The following is a 20,130-nucleotide window of genomic DNA, read 5'->3' as shown; positions in this document are numbered from 1 at the left end:
AAATATTCACACAAATGTAACAAAGGAACGCGGACCGTAAGGCCCGCGTTCCTTTTTCGTCATCCCTGACGTGCCCTGCTCGAACCTTACAGTTCTTTGCCGGTCATCGGCTGCAGTTCCTTGGCGCGCTTGGCAATTTCCATGCGCTCGTTACGCGGGCTCGGAATCAGACCTACGTCAACCAGGTAGCCGTTGTCGCCCCAGGCGCTCTCGCTGGTGAACTCGGCAACGTATTCCTGGATACCCGGAACAACACCAACGTGCGCCTGCTTGATGTAGAACCACAGTGAACGGGCAACCGGGTACTCTTCGCTGGAGATGGCTTCCGGAGTCGGCTCAACACCATTGATGGTGACTGCCTGGATCTGGCCAGAGTTTTCCATCAGGAAGCTGTAGCCGAAGATACCGTAGGTGCCTGAATCCTGCGCCAGACGCTGAACGATCAGGTTGTCGTTTTCACCGGCTTCGATGAACGGGCCGTCTTCACGCATGGAGTGACACACAGATTTCATGTCGCTCTTGTCCATCTTCTTGATGAAATCGTACTGCTTGCAGCCACCCTGCATGGCGATTTCAACGAAGGCGTCACGGGTACCGGAGGTCGGAGGGGGACCCATTACGCTGATGGCCTTGTTCGGCAGGCTGGAGTCGATGTCGCTCCACTTCTGGTAAGGGTTGGCAACCAGCTTGTCGCCGCCGTTGGGATCAGGCACTTCTTTGGCCAGGGCCAAGAAAACCTGCTCCAGGGTGAAGTTAGCCTTGCCCGCGTCCTTGGAGTTGGCGATAACGATACCGTCGGCACCGATGCGCACTTCGGTGATGTCCTTGACGCCGTTGGACTGGCAAAGTTCAAACTCGCTCGGCTTCATGCGACGGGAGGCGTTGGTGATGTCCGGGTGCTGGGTACCAACACCTTCACAGAACAGCTTCAGACCGCCGCCGGAGCCGGTGGATTCCAGCTTTGGAGTCGGGAAGTCGGTGTTACGACCAAAACGCTCGGCAACCACGGTTGCGAACGGGTAAACCGTGGAAGAGCCTACGATGTTGATGGTATCGCGGGCCATGGCCGGGGTAGATACGGCTGCAATGCTGCCAGCAAGAGCAACAGTTGTCAGTGCGGCTTTCAGTTTCATCACGTCATGTCTCCATTTTTTGGTTTGGACGTTTTGTCGGATGTGCTTTACCGATGGGTGCAGACTAATGGCTCTCTGTGACAACTTTGTTACAGCTTTTGAAATATAGTCAGGAATGTTCAAATTTGCTTGCAGCGGCGCTTCAGGCCGTTACCATGCGAGTTAAAACAATTCCAGGCTCGCAAGAAGGCAGTATTATGACCGCGTATGACGATGACAAACCCACGCCCCGTGGTGAACTCACCCTTCAGGTAATCCCCCTTCCCGTTGATACCAACGCCAATGGCGATGTCTTCGCGGGCTGGCTGGTCAAGCAGATGGATATCGCTGCTGCGACCATGGCCGGGCGTATTTCCCAGGGCCGTAATGCCACCGTGGCCATGGACCGGATGGAATTTCTTTCGCCATTACGGGTAGGGTCTCAGGTGGGTTGCTACTGCGAGCTGGTAGATATCGGTCGCAGTTCCATGAAAATCAGTGTGGAAGTGTGGACCCTCGACCGTACCGCCAAGCATCCGCGCAAGGTGACCGAGGGACTGTTTGTCTATGTCGCCATTGACGAACACGGGCGGATCCGGGAAGTGCCCGAACAAAGCCTCTGAGCATCATTTCCAGCCATGCAGCAGGCGGGCGTAATTCAATCGTTCCCAGGTCCGGGCGTTCGGGGCGTTTGCCATGGACAAAACGCCCCGGGCTTCGGAAACTGAACTGTACCCCATCCTGGAAAGCCGACCAGTCATTTCCCGGGTAATCCTCGACAGGGCGCCGGCGCCCTCCGACAGCAGGGCGGAAACCACCTGCACAGCGGAAGCGCCCGAAAGAATTGCCTTGGCCGCATCATCACCACTGTGAACGCCACCCGAAACCGCCATTTCCAGTGATGTCTGGCCATACAGCATGGCCGCCGCGTGCAAGCGCAAGGGCAGCTCGGCGCTGGACGAGAGCACCACTTCCCGGCTCAACTCCAGCTCGTCCAGGTCCATATCGGGCTGGTAAAAACGGTTGAACAAAACCAGCCCGTGGGCGCCAGCCGCTTCAATGCCTGCCACAAAAGCCGGCAATGCCGAATAGAAAGGCGATAGCTTGACGCTGACCGGAATGCTCACCTGCTCGGCCACTGACCTCACAACCGCAAGTTGCCGCTGTTCCAGTGCTTCGGCTGTTTCCTTCGGATCCGAGGCCAGGTCATAGAGATTCAGTTCGATGGCATGGGCGCCGGCCCCTTCCAGCTCACGTGCATGCCTGGTCCAGCCCCCCGTCGAGATGCCGTTGAGTGAGGCAACCACCGGCACACCCAGTGAGTGTCGCAGCAGCTCCAATCGCTGCAGGTAGCTGTCCGATCCCATCTCGAACAACTCGGATTCCGGGAAAAACGATCGGGCCTCGGCGTCCATGTTGATGTGGGAGTCAATGAACTTATGCGCCGCCATTTGCTCCGCCACCAACTGCTCCTCGAACAGCGAATGCATGACCACGGCACCCGCCCCTGCATCAACGCAGGCTTTCAGGGCGTCCAGGTCATCGGTCAGCGGGCTGGCGCCGACCACCAGGGGCGAGCGGAGCTCCAGTCCCAGCCAACGGGTTGCCAGCTCAGTCATGACCTTCTCCCTTCTCGTTATCTGCGCCGGACGATTCGTGGGGCTCAAAGTGGATCCCCGCCAGCTGCTTGTAGAGCTCACGCTGTTCATTGGCCGCCTCCGAAGCCGCAGCCACTAGCTGTTCGTAGCGCTGGGGATCCCTCAGCTCCAGCATCCGGAACCGGGCTTCCTCCTGCATGTAGGCCTTCATGGTGACTTTCTGGCGCAGGGAGTCCAGTTGCAGGGGCGGCAGCCCCTCGTGGATACGCCGGGGATCAAACCGATACAGCGGCCAGGCCCAGCTGTCCACCGCCCGCTTCTGCTGTGCCGGGGAGTGCACCAGGTCGTAACCGTGGGCAATACAGGGACTGTGGGCAATGATCAGAGCCGGGCCATCGAAACTCTCCGCTTCCTGCAGGGCCTTGGTGGTGTGGTTGCTGTGGGATTGCATGGCAATCTGGGCCACATAGACATGGCCATAACTCATGGCGAGCAGGCCCAGATCCTTCTTGCGGGTTGCCTTGCCAGCGGAGGCAAACTTGGCAATGGCTCCCATGGGCGTCGCCTTGGATTGCTGGCCACCCGTGTTGGAATAGACTTCGGTATCCAGCACCAGCAGTTTCACATTCTGACCCGAAGCCAGAACGTGGTCCAGACCACCATAGCCAATATCGTAGGCCCAGCCATCCCCACCAATCACCCAGACACTTTTCGGGCAGAGCTCGTCGGCCAGGCTGTCGAGCTCCCGGGCCTCTGGCCCCTGCTGGTCTGCCAGCCAGCGGTGAAGCTGCTCAATCGCTGTGCGCCGCGATGCCATAGCCGATTCATCAACCGTGGTGCAGGTACCGGTCAGGTCGGCATAAAGCCCCTCTGGCAACTGGCTCTGCAGTTGGTCCAGCAACTGCCGGGCCCGACCCACAAGCTTGTCCAGACCCAGACGCATGCCCATTCCCAGCTCCGCGGCGTCTTCAAACAGCGAATTGTTCCAGGTGGGCCCCCGGCCGTCAGCATTAACCGTGTAAGGCGTGGTGGGCAGATTGCCACCGTAGATCGAGGAGCAGCCGGTGGCATTGGCAATCAGTAGCCGGTCCCCCACCAACTGCGTCAGCAGACGGATGTAAGGGGTTTCGCCGCAGCCGGCACAGGCGCCGGAATATTCGAACAGGGGAATCAGCAGCGGCAGGGATTTGAAATCACGGGGAATACGATCCCTGGGCACATCCGGCAATTGCCGGAAGAACGCCAGGTTGTCCGCCTCCACTTCACGGTGCTCTTCAATCGGCTGCATATTGATGGCCTTCCGCTTGGGCTGGGTCCGATCCTTCGCGGGGCAGACCTCAACGCACAAACCACAGCCGGTGCAATCATCCGGCGCCACCTGAATGCGGTAATCCAGCCCCTCCAGCTCCGAGGTGTGGGTTTCCGGCACCACCTCGAACGCCTCTGGCGCCCCTTTGACCGTCTCGGGCTCAAACACCTTGCTGGTGATCGCGGTGTGCGGGCAGATCATTGCGCAAAAGTTGCACTGCACACAGAGGTCGGATTCCCAGATGGGGATTTCCAGGGCGATGGTTCGCTTCTCATACTGGCTGGTCCCCGTGGGCCAGGTACCGTCCGGCGGAAAAGCACTGACAGGCAGTTTGTCCCCCTGCCCTTCCAGTATCAGGCGAGTGACTTTCTGGACAAAGTCCGGCGCATCCTCAGGCACCCTCGGTGGTCGGGTGCGGTTTGCCGTTACCTTATCCGGTACCGGTACCTCGTGCAGATTGCCCAGGGCCGAATCCACAGCCTCCACGTTGCGGCGCACCACTTCCGGCCCGCGGCGGCCCCAGGTTTTGCGGATGGATTCCTTGATGCGGGCAATGGCCTCATCCCGGGGCAGGATATCCGCCAGGGCGAAGAAGCAGACCTGCATTACCGTGTTGATCCGCCGCTCCAGCCCCGCTTTTTCCGCCACCTCGGCAGCATCAATCACAAACAGGTGAGCCTTGCGCTCGACCAGAACCCGCTGGATCTCAAGGGGCAACCGGTCCCAGACCTCCTCTTTTGGCCAAGGTACATTCAGCAGCACCGTGGCTCCCTCGGCAGCGTGTTCCAGAACATCAAAACGCTCCAGGAACTGGGGCGCATGAATGGCCACGAACTGGGCCCTGTTGATCAGGTAGCTGGAGCGGATCGGCAGCGGTCCGAACCGCAGGTGGGACACTGTCGTGGCCCCGGATTTCTTTGAGTCGTAGACAAAATGTCCCTGGGCAAACAGGTCCGTGCCCTCACCCAAAATCTTGATACTGGCCTTGTTACTGCTGACAGTGCCATCGGCACCCAGACCGAAGAACAGGGCCCGGCGGGTTTTCGGGGACTCAATATCCAGTTCGCTGTCCACGTCCAGCGACAGATGGGTAATATCGTCCCGCACGCCGACGGTAAAACGGGTTTTCGGGGCTTCGGCTTTCAGTTGGTCGAAAATGGCGCAGATCATGGCCGGGGTAAATTCCCGGGAAGACAGACCATAGCGGCCCCCGATCACCCGGGGCAGCACCTGGCGATCGCCCCGGCTGTAAGCTTCCATCAAGGCGCCACTGACTTCCAGCAACAGGGGCTCACCCTGGGCCCCTGGCTCCTTGGTTCGATCCAGCACGGCCAGATGCTTTACAGTCTCAGGCAAGGCGCTCAGGAAACGGTCCGTGGCAAAGGGCCGGAACAGGCGCACTTTGAGAACGCCGACCTTCTCGCCCTGCTCCATCAACCATTCCACCGTTTCATGGGCGCATTCGGCGCCCGAGCCCATCAGGATGACCACCCTGTCAGCCTCCGGATGGCCGACATAATCAAACAGCCGGTATTGGCGACCGGTAATCCCGGCAAACCGGTCCATCACGCCCTCAAGCGTCTCTGGAAAGGCCTGATAAAAGGGGTTGATGGCCTCCCGGGCCTGGAAGAAAGCGTCCGGGTTCTGGGACGTGCCGCGAACCACTGGCCGGTCCGGCGTCATCCGACGGCTACGATGTGCTTCCACCCCTTCGTGCGATACCAGCGCCTGCAAATCCTCGTCACTGAGCGCTGCAATCTTGGAAATCTCATGGGAGGTCCGGAACCCATCGAAGAAATGCATTACCGGTACCCGGCTTTCCAGGGTTACCGCGTGGCCGATCGCCGCCATATCCTGGGCTTCCTGAACCGACCCCGAAGCCAGCAGGGCAAATCCGGTACCGCGGGCACTCATCACATCGGAATGGTCGCAGAAGATAGACAGGGCGTGAGTGGCAATGCTGCGAGCGGCAATGTGCATGCAGAACGGCGACAGTTCACCGGCAATCTTGTACAGGTTGGGCAGCATCAGCAGCAACCCCTGGGAGGCGGTGAAGGTAGTCACCAGTGAGCCCGCCTGCAGCGCACCATGCATGGCGCCGGCAGCGCCTGCCTCAGATTGCATTTCCACGACGCTGGGCACCTGACCCCAGAGGTTGGGTTTGCCCATAGCCGCCCAGTCATCAGCGTGTTCGCCCATCACTGAAGCGGGGGTAATCGGATAGATGGCAATGGTCTCGCTCAGGCGGTAAGCCACCGAGGACACCGCTTCATTGCCGTCGAGGGTATGGAACTCCATGGCCACGACTCCCTGTGGTGAGGCCGACAGACAGCTTTGAGTCTAGTATCGACGGTGACAACCGCAAGGGGGCCGGTTTGATCTAAGACAGGTTTGGGGAAGAAACAGGATCAGGACCGGCAAGAGCCGGGATTGATCAGACCGTTAAACAGGGACTGGTAATCAACCGCCAGCCTGGACGCTCGCCAAGCCTCTGGCGGGCAGGCTGACGCGCCTTTTGCCAGCAGCGCTTCAAGGCTGTCGGCGGCAGCTTCCGCCTCTCGCTCCAAATCCTGTTCATAGCTGTCATAGCGACACAGTTCCGGCACGTATTCCCGATAGGCAAGCCGGTCCGGAGCCAGGGGCATGCAGCCGGCCGCCATGGCTTCAAGCATGGACAGACCCTGGAAATCATGCAGTGCTGTGGAGACAACAATATCCGCCTGGCGCAGCAGATGATCGTAGTCTTCACGACTTTCCAGGAATCCCCAGTGTTCGATGCAAGGATCAAACCGTTCGCGGATCCGGTCAAATGCCTTCGGATAACGGCGAAACCGCTCGCCCACCAGGCTCAACCGGAACGGTACCGAGCGCTGTTCCAGCACCTGCAGCAAATTCAGCAGACGATCGGGCCCTTTGTCGTATTCCCAACGATGGTTCCAGAGCAGATGCGGACAGTTTCGGTCCGCCAGTGACGGGCGCTCAGCAAACAACCGGTCTTCAATCGGCACCGGTATCACCCGGGACTTATCGCGCAGAGTTTCGATCAGCCCTTCGGGCACCCTGTCAGGCAGTTTCTGGCAGAAAGAATCGACGCCGTCTAGAAAACTGTCCCGATTCCAGCCACTGTTGAACACCACGCAATCGGCCGACAGAGCGCTGTAAAGGTTGACCATCTGCGGATCCACACTGGTGTTCTGGCCACGGGATACCGGAAAGGCGAACTGGTTTTCATGCATGTAGAGCAGGGAGGGGGTATTGGCAAGGCGTGGGTGTAGACCCCGCAAAGTTGCCAAATCCACCATGGATGTCGCGATAATCAGATCCCAACGTTCCTGTAGGACTGGCTCGCTGAGCCAGCTCAGTGGATTACCTCGGATGCGCCAACGGAAAAACCTGGCCGGCAATACCAGGCTCTGCCATTCAAAGCCCGAAAACATGGCGATCATCTGTTCGCGCCAACGCCTGTGACTGGCAGCATCGTAACCGGAAAGCACAAGAATTCTTGGTGCTTCGCCACGTGGCCGGTCAGACCGCACGATTGGCGGCATGGCAGCAAACCTTGCCCGATGAATCCAGAACAACCTTGCAGCGGATCGCCAACTGATCCCGCAGTCGTTGCCTGGCACGACGAATGCGCGCTTTGGCGGCGGGCAGTGAGATGGCTTCTTTGCAGGCAAATTCTTCCTGGGAAAACGGCCCCAGATCGCAGGCTTCGAGAATCTCTCGATCTTCGTCCGAGAGCTCGGGCAATGCCCCCCGGATACAAACGTCCAGCTCCGCCACCGGATCCACCGCATCGCCGGGATGATCGGGCAAATACTCAGGCACCGGCACCCAGTGCTTTTGCAAACGATAACGGTCCGTTAACGCATTCCTGGCGACCCGGAACAGCCAGCTCCGGGGATTGTCCAGCTCGCAAAAGGAGCGCCCCTCGCGCATTGCCTTGAGAAACACCTCCTGAAGCATATCGTCACTCAATGCGGGCTCGCCCAACTGGCCGAGCAGAAAATGGCGCAGTTCTGCCTGATGGTTATGCCAGGCTTGCAAAACGCACTCAAATGCCATTTTCAGCACTCCTCCTCTGCAGTTTTTCAGTGCCCAGGGTTTAGACAGCAGCCAACCACCGACATTCAGATTTTGAAACACCATTGCCGGACAAATCAAAAGTATCCTTTCGGCCGGTTATTCGTCTTCAGGTTATCAGGTTTCATTAACAGAGGCGCAAAACGGCAATGCTCGATTACTTTTCTGATTTTGCCACCTGGCTGACCTATAGCCTTCTTGGCCTGGATCCGGCCACAAAGATAGGCACGTCCGTTCATTTTTTCATTGAGGACACCACCAAGATTCTGTTCCTGCTGGTGGTGATGATTTACATCATTGCACTTGCCCGCGCCGCCCTGGACCTCGAGCGAGTGCGTGCCTATATCCAGAGCAAGAACCGGCTTGCCGGCTATGTCTTCGGCTCTGGCTTCGGTGCAATCACACCGTTCTGTTCCTGCTCCAGCATTCCGCTGTTTCTGGGCTTTACCAGCGCCGGGATTCCGCTGGGCATCACCATGGCATTCCTGTTCACATCACCGATCATCAATGAGGTTGCGGTGATCATGCTCTGGAGCCTGCTTGGCTGGAAATTCACCCTCGCCTATGTGGTGATCGGCATGATGGTCGGCATCGTCGGCGGCATGATACTCGACAGTCTGAAAGGCGAGCGCTGGCTGAAGGACTTCGCCGCCAAAGCCTATCAGAAGGCCGCAAAGGAGGCCCATGAACAGCCTGAAAACCCGGAACTACCTGAATCCCGAAAGATGACCTTTGCCGAGCGCCATCAATTCGCCAAAGAGGAACTTCGGGAAATCGTTGGGCGAATCTGGAAGTGGGTACTGATCGGCGTTGGCCTTGGCGCGGCCCTGCACGGCTTCGTACCCGATGGCTGGTTTGCCGACAACCTCGGCTCCGGCCAGTGGTGGAGCGTGCCGGCCGCTGTTTTCGCCGGTTTGCCACTCTACTCCAACGCCACCGGCGTCATTCCGGTGATGGAGAGCCTGATCGTCAAGGGGCTGCCCGTGGGCACCACCCTGGCCTTCTGCATGAGCACTGTAGCGGCCAGCTTCCCGGAATTCATCATGCTCAAGCAGGTGATGACATTCCGCCTGCTTGCGCTGATTTTCATCATCCTGCTGGCTAACTTTATGGTGGTCGGCTGGGTTATCAATGCCATAGGGCCGTGGCTGTTTGCCACGACCTGAGGGCAGGTTTACCGTTAACCATTATCAGGAGAAAACCCATGAAAACCTTTGAAGTTCTCGGAACCGGCTGCAAGAAATGCGTTACAACGGCTGAAACGATCGAGCGAGTGGCAAACGACCTGGGACAAACCGTAACCGTCGAAAAAGTCACCGATCCGGCCAAAATCATGGAATATCAGGTCATGTCCACGCCCGCCGTAGCTATTGACGGCAAGGTGGTGCACAGCGGCTCCATTCCCGGGCGGGACGAGATCGTCAGCTGGCTGGAATCATGAGCTTGCCGGTGTAGACGGCTTTCTTCCCAGGGACCACAAACCCAGAACTGGGCCGGGAACCAAAAGCAGCACTACCCAGACTCCCAGCTGCCCCCACAGGCCGCTGGTGAGCCAGATGGCCGGTAATGTCAGGCCAAATCCTACGGCATTCATGACCGCCAACGAGGATCCCACGGACTCACGGGGCGCCGTCTCGGCGGCCAGTGCCGAGAACTGCGGCGAATCCGCGATCACTGCAACACCCCACACCAGCAGCAACGCCATCAGAAACACCGGGGATAAACCACTCAGCCAGGGATATAACAGACAGATGGTGCCCGACACGATCAATGCCCGCCGGGCCACCCATTCGCTGCCCAGGGTTCGACTGAGCCGGCCGCCGCCAACACAGCCGGCAGCACCGATACCAATCACTGCGAACGACAACCAGGGAACCAGTGCATCACCCTGCCCCAGACGCTGCAGTTCCCGGCCGATCAACAGGGGCGTCAGTGTCCAGAAGGCATAGAGTTCCCACATATGGCCGAAGTAGCCACCGGCCACCGCCCGGAATCTCGGGATACGCAGGGCTGCCATCCCCTGGCTGAGGGGCAGCCGGCCGCTGCTTTTCGGCAGATGCGGCCCGTCGCCCAGCAGAAACACCAGCAAACCTCCGGCCAGTGCCAGGCAGGACGCCGCCATCAGCGGCCACGCCCAGGGCATACCGAGCGTTGCGCCTCGCATCAGGTGTGGCAGGGCGGTGCCAAGGGTAAGCATGCCTACCAGCCAGGCCAGTGCCGCGCCGGCGTATTTGGGGGTCCAGGCGATCACCATTTTCATGCCCAGGGGGTATATGCCAGCAAGACACAGACCGGTGGCGAATCGCAGGAGGAAATCCAGTGGCGGTGCACCTGCGGCAAAAACAAACCCGCCATTAACCAGGGCACCCAGCAGGCTTGAGAGCGCAAAAATCCGGCTGGCGCCAAAGCGGTCCGCCAGACCGGTCACGGCGATGGTCAGGGTACCGGCGATAAACCCCGCCTGTACCGCTAGGGTCAGCCGGCCCAGATCGGTTTCCGTCAGCCCCAGTTCCGCGGACAGCGACAGCCAGACACCGTTGATACTGAACCAGAGCGAGGTGCCGAATAGTTGGGCCAGAACAATGACAGGAAGGGGATAGCGTCTTAGCAGGTCGATCATTCTTGTTGTCTTTTATGCGAGCGATGGACCAAGCGTAGCTTCACGGGGGCTGTTTCGCCCATGCTACTTTGGTGCCTGTGGATCATTGGCAAGGCCTGGTGACCCGCAATGGTAGTATCGTTACATGGAATCTGCCCAACCACCATCGACCCAGGCATCGGAGCAACTGTATGAATCCCCGAATTCCCATAGCAGCGCTACTCGCATTGAGCCTGACACCGACTCCCGGGGCGGCGGACGTGAGCCTGGCGCCGTTTGCAGGTTTTCGCATGAGCAGTTCGGTGGATATCGAGACCGCCGGCGCCAGCACGTCAGACCAGATCGACTTCCGGGATTCCGCCAGCCAGGGCCTGGCGTTCAATTTTGATCTGGCAGAGCCCGGCAAACAGGGAGAACTCTATTTCGGTCGGCAGAGCACTTCGGCCCGACTGGACAATGGCCTGTTCGCACCGGGCGTGGATTCCATCGACCTGACGATCTACCAACTCCAGTTCGGCGGGCTGTATTTCCCGGGCGGGCAAAATCACGGCGGGTTTGTCTCTGGTGTGTTCGGGGTTACCCGGCTGGAGCCGGACGATTCCAAATACGAAACCCACCACCGGGCGGCCCTGTCCCTGGGTGGCGGGTATCAGTTTTTCCTGACTGAACAACTACGCCTGAGGCTGGATCTTCGCGGCGTTTACACCGCCCTTAACTCGGGAGGTTCAGTGTTCTGCTCCGGCGGATGCGAGCTCAGGTTCGACAGCAGTGGCTACTTGCAGGTGGAAGCAGCTGCCGGGTTGGTCATTCGTTTCTGACCCCAACTCAAGCCACCACCGGTCGCCGCTCGGGCAACAACACCGACAGTAATGCTGCCATGGCCACCAAACCCGATGATATCCAGAGACAGGCCTCCAGCCCCCAGGCCTGATACACCCACCCGGAAAGAATCGTTCCCAGCAGCCGGCCAGCGGCATTCGACATGTAATAGAAGCCGACATCGAGGGAAACCCCGTCACCACGGGCATAGCTGACGATGAGATAGCTGTGCAGGGACGAGTTGACGGCAAACAGCACGCCAAATAAGAGTAACCCACCAACAATCACGATCTGCGGTGACCAGCCCGCCGTCAGGCCAATGGCAATGGCGGCAGGAACCAGCGCCAGGGCGGCCGCCCAGAGCACCGCCGGTTGTTTGCCCTCCATCTTTCCGGTGATGCGCGGTGCAATGGTCTGGATAAAGCCATAGCCGATAATCCAGGTGGCCATAAAACCGCCTACTTTCCAGAAGTCCCAGCCGAAGACCGTGTGCAGGTACACGGGCAAAGCCACCACAAACCACACATCCCGGGCCCCGAACAAAAACATGCGTGCCGCGGAGAGGACGTTGATAGCCCGGCTCTTGGAAAGAATCTCGCTGAACTTGGGCTTTGCCTTGCTCTTGCCCAGGTCCTGCCCCAGCAGGAACAGGCTGGCCAGCCAGACCAGCCCCAGAGCCACTGCCATGATGATGACCGCACCCGTAAAGCCGGCTGCCATCAGCAACACACCACCAAGGAAGAAGCCGACACCCTTGAGAGTGTTTTTGGAGCCGGTGAGAATCGCTACCCACTTGTACAGGGTGCCCTGCTGCTCATCGGGCACCAGCAGCTTGATGCCGCTCTTGGCGGACATCTTGTTCAGGTCCTTGGCAATGCCGGACAATGCTTGCGCCGCCATCACCCAGGGCACCGTGAGCATCGCCGCCGGCACCGCCAGCATGGCCAGCGCCACAATCTGCAGGAACAGCCCGATGTTCATGGTGCGGTTCAAGCCCATGCGGGCACCCAGGTACCCGCCCACTAGATTGGTCACCACCCCGAAGAACTCGTAGAAGATGAACAGCAGGGCAATTTCCAGGGGCGAGTAACCCAGCTGGTGGAAATGCAGCACCACCAGCATCCGCAGGGCACCGTCCGTCAGGGTAAAGGCCCAGTAGTTGCCGGTGATCACCAGGTACTGTCGGATGGCGGCGGTCATATCAGGCAGAACCTACCCTGCGCGCCAGCTCCGCGGTGCGGTTGGCGTAGCCCCATTCGTTGTCGTACCAGGCGTAGATTTTCACCTGGGTGCCGTTGACCACCAGGGTGGACAGGGCATCAACAATGGAGGAACGCGGGTCGGTCTTGTAGTCGATGGACACCAGTGGGCGCTCTTCGTAGCCCAGAATACCCTTCAGTTCACCCTCGGCGGCCTCTTTCAACAACTGGTTTACGGTGTCTCTGTCTGTGGCCGTTTCGACTTCGAACACGCAGTCAGTCAGCGACGCATTGGTTAGCGGCACGCGCACGGCGTGGCCATCCAGCCGCCCTTTCAGTTCCGGAAATATCTCGATAATCGCCGTCGCAGAACCGGTGCTGGTGGGTATCAGTGAACTGCCGCAAGCTCTCGCCCGGCGCAGATCCTTGTGGGGCGCATCAATAATGGTCTGGGTATTGGTCAGGCTGTGAATGGTGGTGATAGAACCGTGTTTGATGCCCAGTTTTTCATGAATCACCTTCACCACCGGCGCCAGGCAGTTGGTGGTGCAGGAGGCAGCGGTAACAATACGGTCGTTGGCCGGGTCGAAAATATCGTCATTGACGCCAACCACGATGTTTTTCGCACCGGCTTCCTTGACCGGGGCGGAGACCACCACCCGCTTGACGCCTTGATCCAGATAGGCCTGAAGCACCTCCACTTTCTTGTTCACACCGCTGGCCTCGATCACCAGGTCACAGCCGGACCAATCGGTGTCCGAGATAGCCCGGTTGCGGGTCACACGCAGGCGCTGGCCGTCAATCACCATGTCGTCGCCGTCTGCCCGGGCTTCATGGCTCCAGCGGCCATGAATACTGTCAAAGTTCAACAAATGCGCGAGACTCCCCGCGTCTGTTCCCGGATCGTTGATGGCGACAAATTCCAGCTCGGGCCAACCCCACGCTGCCCGCAGCGCCAACCGGCCGATGCGGCCAAATCCGTTGATGCCTACCTTGATCTTGGTCATGCCTTGCTCCTGATGACTCTGTTCCTTACATTAAACAACGGGTGTATTACAGGCATTGGACAGACGGGCGGTCTGCCATGGCCTGCAACCGTGCAAGCGGGTTCTCTATCAATCGGGCGTTATGACTGGCGGTTTCATCCAGCACCCGGCCTAGCCACTGTGGAATCTCCGGATTCAGGGAATAGTAGATCCATTGGCCCCGTCGGTCCGTTGCCAGAAGGCCAGCATCCCGCAAAATGGCCAAATGCCGACTGACCTTTGGCTGGGGTGCCTCAAATGCCTCGGTAAGCTCGCAGACGCAGAGTTGTTCCTGGCTGCGGATAAGTAACAGCGCCGACAGGCGGAAGTCGTCAGCCAGCGCCTTGAACACCGCCACCGGGTCGTAACTGGCCGGCTTCGGCCCGGTTTCTTTCTGATGCACCAGTGCAAAGAGGGCGATGCGCTCCCTGATTTCCTTGAGAGTGAGGGCAAAGGTGGCGTGGCGGTTTGCCGGTACCGGATCTGGAAAATCCCAGGCAATCTGCTGGGCTGGCTGGCAGACCGTACCGCACTCACTGGCCGCTTTCTCGCAAAGGGTGATCACGTAATCCCAGTATTGCCCCTGAACATCCGCCAGCTGTTTGCTGTGCAAGCCCTCAGTGGCGATGCCGGCTTCCTCAAGGACCTGCAGTGCCATCGGGTGGGGGCTGGTTGGCTCGGTACCGGCGCTGGCCACTTCAAACCGGTCTCCGGCCATGTTCCGGAGCAAGGCTTCTGCCATCAGGGAGCGGGCACTGTTGGCGGTACAAACGAACAAAACGCGGCGCTTCATATCCGACCTTCCATATATTCGCTTTAATGAATATCTATTTTTATGCATAATAGATTCAACCTCTCCACGAGTAAAGGAATCCGGCAAAAAAATGAGCACCCAGGACCAGGACCTCCCCAACGTCGATCCGGAATTGTTCAGCGCTCCAACAGCGGACCAGCTATTCAAGGCAAAACCTTCGTCACATCCGCCACGGATTCTGTTGCTGTATGGTTCGTTGCGGGAACGCTCGTTCAGTCGACTGGCCGTTGAAGAAGCTGCCCGATTGCTTGAAGCCATGGGCGCGGAAACCCGGGTATTTAATCCCCGCGGCCTGCCATTGGCCGACGCGGAAGACGCCTCACACCCGAAAGTCCAGGAATTGCGTGATCTTGCCCAGTGGTCTGAAGGCATGGTCTGGTGTTCACCCGAGCGTCATGGTGCCATGACCGGCATCATGAAAACCCAGATTGACTGGATTCCGCTGTCTATCGGGGGCATGCGCCCCACCCAGGGCAAAACCCTGGCCGTGATGCAGGTCTGTGGCGGCTCCCAATCATTCAATGCTGTCAATCAGTTGCGGGTGCTGGGGCGCTGGATGCGGATGGTCACCATCCCCAATCAGTCGTCGGTGCCCAAGGCGTTTCTGGAATTTGATGATAACGACCGAATGAAGCCCTCCCCGTATTACAATCGAATCGTCGATGTCATGGAGGAGCTGGTGAAGTTTACCCTGCTGATCCGGGATCGCAGCGACTACCTGACCGACCGTTACTCGGAGCGGGTCGAAACTGCCGAAGAAGTGTCCAAACGCGTCAACCAGCGGTCCATGTGAGGGAAAGGCAATGAGCAGCAATACCGAGACCAGTCAGGCAGAAGGCTCCGGCGAAGGCATGGACCTGTTCGGCAGGTACCTGTCGGTGTGGGTGGCTCTGGCCATCATCGCCGGCGTCGCCCTGGGCCAGTTTGCGCCCGTGGTGCCGGAAACCCTGTCCCGTTTCGAATACGCGCAGGTCTCCATTCCCATCGCCATACTGATCTGGGCGATGATTTTCCCGATGATGGCGCAGATTGACTTCAGTGCAGTGGTCGGGGTGCGAAAAGAGCCGAAGGGCCTGGCCATCACCACCATCGTGAACTGGCTCATCAAGCCCTTCACCATGTTTGCCATCGCCTCGTTCTTCCTCATGGTGGTTTTCGAGCCATTCATTGCCCCGAAACTGGCCAGCGAGTACCTGGCCGGCGCGATCCTGTTGGGTGCGGCGCCCTGCACCGCCATGGTATTCGTGTGGAGTTACCTGACCAAAGGCGATGCCGCCTACACCCTGGTTCAGGTATCGCTGAACGACATCATCATGCTGTTTGCCTTCGCGCCGATTGTTGTGTTCCTGCTGGGCATTTCCGACATCCAGGTACCCTGGAATACCGTGCTGCTGTCCGTCGTCCTGTACATCGTGATTCCGCTGACAGCCGGCTACCTGACCCGTCGCGCCCTGATCTCCCGCCACGGCCAGCAGTGGTATGACGACGTGTTCATGAAGCGGCTCAGCCCGGTCACCCCGGCGGCGCTGATCGTCACCCTGGTGCTGCTGTTCGCCTTCCAGGGCGAAGTGATCCTGAACAACCCGCTCCATATCGTACTGATCGCCGTGCCACTGATTGTGCAGACCTTCCTGATCTTCTTCCTGGCCTACGGCTGGGCGAGGCTCTGGAACGTACGCCACTGCATCGCAGCACCCGGAGCCATGATCGGCGCCAGCAACTTCTTCGAACTGGCGGTCGCCGCCGCTATTGCCCTGTTCGGTCTACAGTCGGGGGCTGCGCTGGCAACCGTGGTTGGTGTGCTGGTGGAAGTGCCACTGATGCTGGTGCTTGTTCGCATTGCCAACAAGACCCGGGATCGATTCCCCGCGTAGCACCCCGGCAGCCAGCGCCGAGCATTGATCACGGCGCTGGCATTACCTGCATCAGCTGTTCAGCTCACCCCCACCCTGCTAATATCGCGGCCACATTTCTGACGCACTGACTCTGACGGAATCCACGCAATGGACGTTTTTCAGGCCCTATTCCTTGGCCTTCTCCAGGGACTGACCGAATTCCTCCCCATCTCCAGCTCCGCCCACCTGATCCTCACCCCGGCCGTGTTCGGCTGGACCGATCAGGGCGTGGGTTTCGACCTGTCCGTGCATGTGGGAACCTTACTGGCGGTTGTGCTCTATTTCCGGCGGGATGTCTTTGGTATCGCCCGGGACGGACTGATCTCCATTGGCCAGCGCAAAATCGTCGGCCAGGGGGCCCTGGCCTGGTACCTGGTGATCGGCACCATCCCTGCCGGCCTGGCCGGCCTGGCCCTGCTGGACATGATCGACAACGAACTGCGGGCGGTGGAAGTCATCTTCTTCACCACCCTGTTCTTCGGCCTGCTACTGGGCCTTGCGGACTGGCTGCCCAAACGCCAGCGCACCCTCGACAAACTCAACTGGAAAGACGCCGTCCTGGTCGGCATCGCCCAGGCCATGGCCCTGGTCCCCGGAACCTCCCGCTCCGGCGTCACCATCACCGCCGGCCTGTTCCTCGGCATGACCCGGGAAACCGCCTCCCGGTTCTCGTTCCTGTTGGCAATTCCCATCATCGTGCTGGCATCGGCCGTGAAACTGCTGGAAGTGGCAACCTCGGATGTGATCGTCGACTGGAATGGTTTCCTGATCGGTGGAGTGACCTCATTCCTGATGGCCATTACTGCGATCCACTTCTTCCTGAAGTGGCTGAACAAGGTGGGGATGTGGCCGTATGTGGTTTACAGGATTGTTCTGGCGGGTGTGATTTACGCGGTTTTGATGTAAGACCGCTGACGCCAGATCGACGCGCGGAACGCCACGAATTTTCAGACGCACAGGGACGGGTAGCGCTGTCCAAAACTGTGCGGAGCCATGGATGGCGGAGCCCAAGCGTCACAGGGATGTGCCGCAAGGAGCGTGTTTTGGAGAGCGCTACCCGTCCCTGGGCATAACTCCAAAAACTCAAGCCACGTCATAACCGCGCGGAATCTAACAGGCCTCCAGAGGCGCATAAGCCAGAACCAACCACTTGGCACCCTCATCAAAGTTCACCTGCACCCGAGTATGGTGCCCGCTCCCCTCGGAATTCATCACGATGCCCTCGCCAAACTTGGGATGACGCACCCGCTGCCCCAGGCTGAACCCCGATTGCTGCGCCGAATCCTGGCTGAACATGCTCTCATTCGGACGCGCCACCATAGCGGGGCGGGTTACCGTATTGCGTAGCCGCACTTCCTGCAGGCAATCGCCCGGAATCTCCCGGACAAACCGTGACAACGCATTGAACTTTTCCTGACCGTACAAACGGCGGGATTCGGCGTAAGTAAGCACCAGCTTTTTCATGGCCCGGGTTATGCCCACGTAGGCCAGACGGCGCTCCTCTTCCATGCGGCCAGGCTCTTCCAGAGACATGCCATGGGGGAACAGCCCCTCTTCCACACCGGCCAGGAACACCAACGGGAACTCCAGACCCTTGGCGGAGTGCAAGGTCATCAACTGAACGCTGTCTTCATGGTCTTCCGCCTGGGACTCGCCGGCATCCAGGGCCGCCTGGGCAATGAATTCCGCCAGCGGATCGACGCCATCCTCCACTTCATAGTCAGACAGGGCATTGACCAGTTCTTCAAGGTTTTCCACCCGGGCCTGGCCTTTCTCGCCTTTTTCACTGGCGTGGTAATCTTTCAGACCACTGTTTTCGATGGTCTGTTTCATCAGGCCCTGCAGCGACGCATCGCCTACCATTTCGGAAAGGCCTTCAATGATGGCGATAAACGACTGCAGTCCGGTTTTGGCCCGGCCTTTAACCTGCCCGGCTTCCAGCAAACGCTCGGCGGATTCCCACAATGAGATGCTCTGCTCGGTCGCGTATTCCCGAAGCTCGGCCAGGCTCTTGGCGCCGATGCCCCGGGGCGGCACGTTCACCACCCGCTCAAAGGCTGCGTCATCGCGGCGATACTGGACCAGACGCAGGTACGCCAATGCGTTACGGATCTCCTGACGATCATAGAAGCGCAGGCCACCGTACACCCGGTAAGGAATGCCCTGGCGCATCAGGGATTCTTCCAGCACCCGGGACTGGGCGTTGGAGCGGTAAAGAATGGCGGATTCGCTGCGCAGGTTGCCATCCTGCACCCATGCGGAGATGCTATCGGCGATGTAGTTGGCTTCGTCCTGCTCGTTGAACGCCGCGTAGAGGCTGATCGGTTCACCTTCCGGGCCGTCCGTCCAGAGTTCCTTGCCCAGCCGGCCCTGGTTGTTGGCGATCACCGCGTTCGCCGCTTTCAGGATCATCTGGGTTGAGCGGTAGTTCTGCTCCAGGCGCACCAACCGGGCATTGGGGAAATCCCGCTGGTACTGCTGGATGTTCTCAACCTTGGCACCCCGCCAGCCGTAGATAGACTGATCGTCGTCCCCCACCACCGTCATTGGCACGCGATTGCTGGCCAGCACCTGCAGCCAGGCATATTGAATGGTGTTGGTGTCCTGGAACTCGTCCACCAGGATATGCTGGAACCGGCTCTGGTAATGGGCCAGAAGCTCGGGCCGATGCAGCCAGAGTTCGTGGGAACGCAGCAGCAGCTCGCCAAAATCCACCAGACCACCTTGCTGACAGAGCTTTTCATACTGACGATAGACCTTCAGCATGATCGACAGGAAATGATCGCCCGGATTCTCCTGGATGTGATCTGCCCGCAGCCCTTCGTCCTTCTGGCTGTTGATAAACCACTGGGCCTGTTTCGGCGGCCACTTGCTCTCGTCGATCTGGTTTTCCCGCATCACCCGCTTGATCAGCCGCAGCTGGTCGTCACTGTCCAATACCTGGAAGTTCTCCGGCAGACCGGCGTCTTTCCAGTGCGAACGCAGCAGCCGATGGGCGATGCCATGAAAGGTGCCGAACCAGAGCCCACGGGCAGGAATCTGCATCATCTGCTCGATGCGATAACGCATTTCCTTGGCGGCCTTGTTGGTAAAGGTCACCGCCAGGATACCCGTCGGCGGCACCCGATCCACGGTCATCAACCAGGCAATCCTGTGCACCAGAACACGGGTTTTGCCACTTCCGGCGCCGGCCAGAACCAAAAGGTGATCGTTCTGAGCGGTAACAGCTTCACGCTGGGCATCGTTCAGGGGATCGATGATGTGGGAGACGTCCATAAAGAATCGGTTCGCTACTGGTTAAATAAACAGGTCGAAGAGTATAACAGGAGAAAAGCGGGATTTCTTTTGGGCTTGGGTTAGCCCTCTTTTTGAGGGGAAAAGCACGAGGGCGGGCCTCTATTCAGGACACGCTACGAGCACATCCATGTGCGCTTGGCTGTGGCCGTCCCTGGCCACAGACAGTCCTGAACAGAGGCCCGCCCCCGCGCTTATCTCGCTTTGGAGATAGCTTCTCTCAAAAGCCTCTTGGCACTGTCTGAGCTTCCACAAACTCGAACAGACCTTCCAGGCCGCCTTCACGGCCAATACCAGAAGCCTTCATGCCACCAAACGGCGCTTCCGGGGTCGGGCCGGTGCCGGTGTTCCAGCCGCAGTGGCCGAAACGCAGGCCGGCGGCA

Annotated in this window: 18 protein-coding genes; 7 read left to right on the top strand and 11 right to left on the bottom strand. The window is 59.2% G+C overall.

The genetic code is table 11. The features are described from left to right. Window positions 1-86: 86 nt before the first annotated feature. The gene (locus tag ACESMK_RS15290) at window positions 87-1,136 is read right to left on the bottom strand and encodes a substrate-binding domain-containing protein (protein ID WP_373000614.1); all 1,050 of its coding nucleotides are present in this window, start codon (window positions 1,134-1,136) and stop codon (window positions 87-89) included. Window positions 1,137-1,330: 194 nt separating this feature from the next. Between ACESMK_RS15290 and ACESMK_RS15285 the strand changes: the two genes are divergently transcribed. After that, the gene (locus ACESMK_RS15285) at window positions 1,331-1,735 is read left to right on the top strand and encodes an acyl-CoA thioesterase (RefSeq protein WP_373000612.1); all 405 of its coding nucleotides are present in this window, start codon (window positions 1,331-1,333) and stop codon (window positions 1,733-1,735) included. Window positions 1,736-1,738: 3 nt separating this feature from the next. On the opposite strand, the gene ACESMK_RS15280 is transcribed toward ACESMK_RS15285, so the two are convergent. From ACESMK_RS15280 to ACESMK_RS15265, 4 genes are all read right to left on the bottom strand, one after another. After that, window positions 1,739-2,731: a dihydroorotate dehydrogenase-like protein gene (locus tag ACESMK_RS15280; protein WP_373000609.1), complete on the bottom strand. Its 993-nt coding sequence runs from the start codon at window positions 2,729-2,731 to the stop codon at window positions 1,739-1,741. Further along, window positions 2,724-6,317 carry a pyruvate:ferredoxin (flavodoxin) oxidoreductase gene (gene nifJ, locus ACESMK_RS15275; protein ID WP_373000606.1) on the bottom strand — a complete coding sequence of 1,198 codons (3,594 nt, stop codon included), beginning with the start codon at window positions 6,315-6,317 and terminating at the stop codon, window positions 2,724-2,726. Before nifJ ends, ACESMK_RS15280 begins: the two co-directional genes overlap by 8 nt. 110 nt (window positions 6,318-6,427) lie before the next feature. Beyond that, entirely contained in the window at window positions 6,428-7,567 is a 1,140-nt protein-coding gene (locus tag ACESMK_RS15270; RefSeq protein WP_373000603.1) for a DUF3524 domain-containing protein, read from the bottom strand. Beyond that, window positions 7,545-8,084, bottom strand: coding sequence for a sigma-70 family RNA polymerase sigma factor (locus ACESMK_RS15265; RefSeq protein ID WP_373000600.1), 540 nt, complete (start codon window positions 8,082-8,084; stop codon window positions 7,545-7,547). The genes ACESMK_RS15270 and ACESMK_RS15265 overlap by 23 nt, the downstream gene beginning before the upstream one ends. Before the next feature lie 167 nt (window positions 8,085-8,251). On the opposite strand from ACESMK_RS15265, the gene ACESMK_RS15260 reads away from it, so the two are divergent. Together ACESMK_RS15260 and ACESMK_RS15255 are read left to right on the top strand one after the other, a co-directional pair. Next, entirely contained in the window at window positions 8,252-9,268 is a 1,017-nt protein-coding gene (locus ACESMK_RS15260) for a permease (protein ID WP_373000597.1), read from the top strand. Window positions 9,269-9,306: 38 nt separating this feature from the next. Continuing rightward, window positions 9,307-9,543 (top strand): thioredoxin family protein, encoded by a 237-nt coding sequence (locus ACESMK_RS15255; protein WP_373000594.1) that lies wholly within the window; start codon window positions 9,307-9,309, stop codon window positions 9,541-9,543. Here the strand turns inward: ACESMK_RS15255 and ACESMK_RS15250 are convergent. Continuing rightward, the gene (locus ACESMK_RS15250; protein ID WP_373000591.1) at window positions 9,538-10,722 is read right to left on the bottom strand and encodes an MFS transporter; all 1,185 of its coding nucleotides are present in this window, start codon (window positions 10,720-10,722) and stop codon (window positions 9,538-9,540) included. The two genes, ACESMK_RS15255 and ACESMK_RS15250, sit on opposite strands and share 6 nt — an antisense overlap. 170 nt (window positions 10,723-10,892) lie before the next feature. On the opposite strand from ACESMK_RS15250, the gene ACESMK_RS15245 reads away from it, so the two are divergent. Further along, window positions 10,893-11,519: a hypothetical protein gene (locus tag ACESMK_RS15245; RefSeq protein WP_373000588.1), complete on the top strand. Its 627-nt coding sequence runs from the start codon at window positions 10,893-10,895 to the stop codon at window positions 11,517-11,519. 7 nt (window positions 11,520-11,526) lie between these two features. Here ACESMK_RS15245 and arsJ read toward each other — a convergent pair whose 3' ends face one another. The 3 genes from arsJ to ACESMK_RS15230 are packed head-to-tail and all read right to left on the bottom strand — an operon-like array spanning window position 11,527 to window position 14,537. Next, window positions 11,527-12,720: an organoarsenical effux MFS transporter ArsJ gene (gene arsJ / locus ACESMK_RS15240; protein ID WP_373000584.1), complete on the bottom strand. Its 1,194-nt coding sequence runs from the start codon at window positions 12,718-12,720 to the stop codon at window positions 11,527-11,529. A 1-nt stretch (window position 12,721) separates the two neighbouring features. Next, entirely contained in the window at window positions 12,722-13,726 is a 1,005-nt protein-coding gene (locus tag ACESMK_RS15235; protein WP_373000581.1) for an ArsJ-associated glyceraldehyde-3-phosphate dehydrogenase, read from the bottom strand. A 46-nt stretch (window positions 13,727-13,772) separates the two neighbouring features. Beyond that, window positions 13,773-14,537, bottom strand: a complete 765-nt coding sequence (locus ACESMK_RS15230; protein WP_373000579.1) for a metalloregulator ArsR/SmtB family transcription factor — start codon at window positions 14,535-14,537, stop codon at window positions 13,773-13,775. A 91-nt stretch (window positions 14,538-14,628) separates the two neighbouring features. Between ACESMK_RS15230 and arsH the strand changes: the two genes are divergently transcribed. The 3 genes from arsH to ACESMK_RS15215 all read left to right on the top strand — a co-directional run bounded on the left by arsH (window position 14,629) and on the right by ACESMK_RS15215 (window position 17,359). Beyond that, complete coding sequence (gene arsH, locus ACESMK_RS15225; protein WP_373000576.1) at window positions 14,629-15,351, top strand: arsenical resistance protein ArsH; 723 nt, start codon at window positions 14,629-14,631, stop codon at window positions 15,349-15,351. A gap of 10 nt (window positions 15,352-15,361) precedes the next feature. Next, window positions 15,362-16,432, top strand: a complete 1,071-nt coding sequence (arsB, locus tag ACESMK_RS15220; RefSeq protein ID WP_373000572.1) for an ACR3 family arsenite efflux transporter — start codon at window positions 15,362-15,364, stop codon at window positions 16,430-16,432. Between the two features lie 129 nt (window positions 16,433-16,561). Next, window positions 16,562-17,359, top strand: a complete 798-nt coding sequence (locus ACESMK_RS15215) for an undecaprenyl-diphosphate phosphatase (protein ID WP_373000568.1) — start codon at window positions 16,562-16,564, stop codon at window positions 17,357-17,359. Between the two features lie 204 nt (window positions 17,360-17,563). Here the strand turns inward: ACESMK_RS15215 and uvrD are convergent, their stop codons facing one another. Further along, entirely contained in the window at window positions 17,564-19,729 is a 2,166-nt protein-coding gene (gene uvrD, locus ACESMK_RS15210; protein ID WP_373000565.1) for a DNA helicase II, read from the bottom strand. A gap of 238 nt (window positions 19,730-19,967) precedes the next feature. Continuing rightward, the coding region (locus tag ACESMK_RS15205) for an aldehyde dehydrogenase family protein (RefSeq protein ID WP_373000803.1) at window positions 19,968-20,130 on the bottom strand (163 nt) is incomplete at its 5' end.

This window comes from Marinobacter sp. (assembly GCF_041687235.1).
Lineage (GTDB): Bacteria > Pseudomonadota > Gammaproteobacteria > Pseudomonadales > Oleiphilaceae > Marinobacter.
This window is presented reverse-complemented; position numbering and strand designations above follow the sequence as displayed.

What these genes read in the sequence shown, in the direction of transcription:
- ACESMK_RS15285 (WP_373000612.1), top strand. Translation starts at nt 1,331, where the DNA reads ATGACCGCGTATGACGATGACAAACCCACGCCCCGTGGTGAACTCACC.
- ACESMK_RS15280 (WP_373000609.1), bottom strand. Translation starts at nt 2,731, where the DNA reads ATGACTGAGCTGGCAACCCGTTGGCTGGGACTGGAGCTCCGCTCGCCC.
- nifJ (WP_373000606.1), bottom strand. Translation starts at nt 6,317, where the DNA reads ATGGAGTTCCATACCCTCGACGGCAATGAAGCGGTGTCCTCGGTGGCT.
- ACESMK_RS15270 (WP_373000603.1), bottom strand. Translation starts at nt 7,567, where the DNA reads ATGCCGCCAATCGTGCGGTCTGACCGGCCACGTGGCGAAGCACCAAGA.
- ACESMK_RS15265 (WP_373000600.1), bottom strand. Translation starts at nt 8,084, where the DNA reads ATGGCATTTGAGTGCGTTTTGCAAGCCTGGCATAACCATCAGGCAGAA.
- ACESMK_RS15260 (WP_373000597.1), top strand. Translation starts at nt 8,252, where the DNA reads ATGCTCGATTACTTTTCTGATTTTGCCACCTGGCTGACCTATAGCCTT.
- ACESMK_RS15255 (WP_373000594.1), top strand. Translation starts at nt 9,307, where the DNA reads ATGAAAACCTTTGAAGTTCTCGGAACCGGCTGCAAGAAATGCGTTACA.
- ACESMK_RS15250 (WP_373000591.1), bottom strand. Translation starts at nt 10,722, where the DNA reads ATGATCGACCTGCTAAGACGCTATCCCCTTCCTGTCATTGTTCTGGCC.
- ACESMK_RS15245 (WP_373000588.1), top strand. Translation starts at nt 10,893, where the DNA reads ATGAATCCCCGAATTCCCATAGCAGCGCTACTCGCATTGAGCCTGACA.
- arsJ (WP_373000584.1), bottom strand. Translation starts at nt 12,720, where the DNA reads ATGACCGCCGCCATCCGACAGTACCTGGTGATCACCGGCAACTACTGG.
- ACESMK_RS15235 (WP_373000581.1), bottom strand. Translation starts at nt 13,726, where the DNA reads ATGACCAAGATCAAGGTAGGCATCAACGGATTTGGCCGCATCGGCCGG.
- ACESMK_RS15230 (WP_373000579.1), bottom strand. Translation starts at nt 14,537, where the DNA reads ATGAAGCGCCGCGTTTTGTTCGTTTGTACCGCCAACAGTGCCCGCTCC.
- arsH (WP_373000576.1), top strand. Translation starts at nt 14,629, where the DNA reads ATGAGCACCCAGGACCAGGACCTCCCCAACGTCGATCCGGAATTGTTC.
- arsB (WP_373000572.1), top strand. Translation starts at nt 15,362, where the DNA reads ATGAGCAGCAATACCGAGACCAGTCAGGCAGAAGGCTCCGGCGAAGGC.
- ACESMK_RS15215 (WP_373000568.1), top strand. Translation starts at nt 16,562, where the DNA reads ATGGACGTTTTTCAGGCCCTATTCCTTGGCCTTCTCCAGGGACTGACC.
- uvrD (WP_373000565.1), bottom strand. Translation starts at nt 19,729, where the DNA reads ATGGACGTCTCCCACATCATCGATCCCCTGAACGATGCCCAGCGTGAA.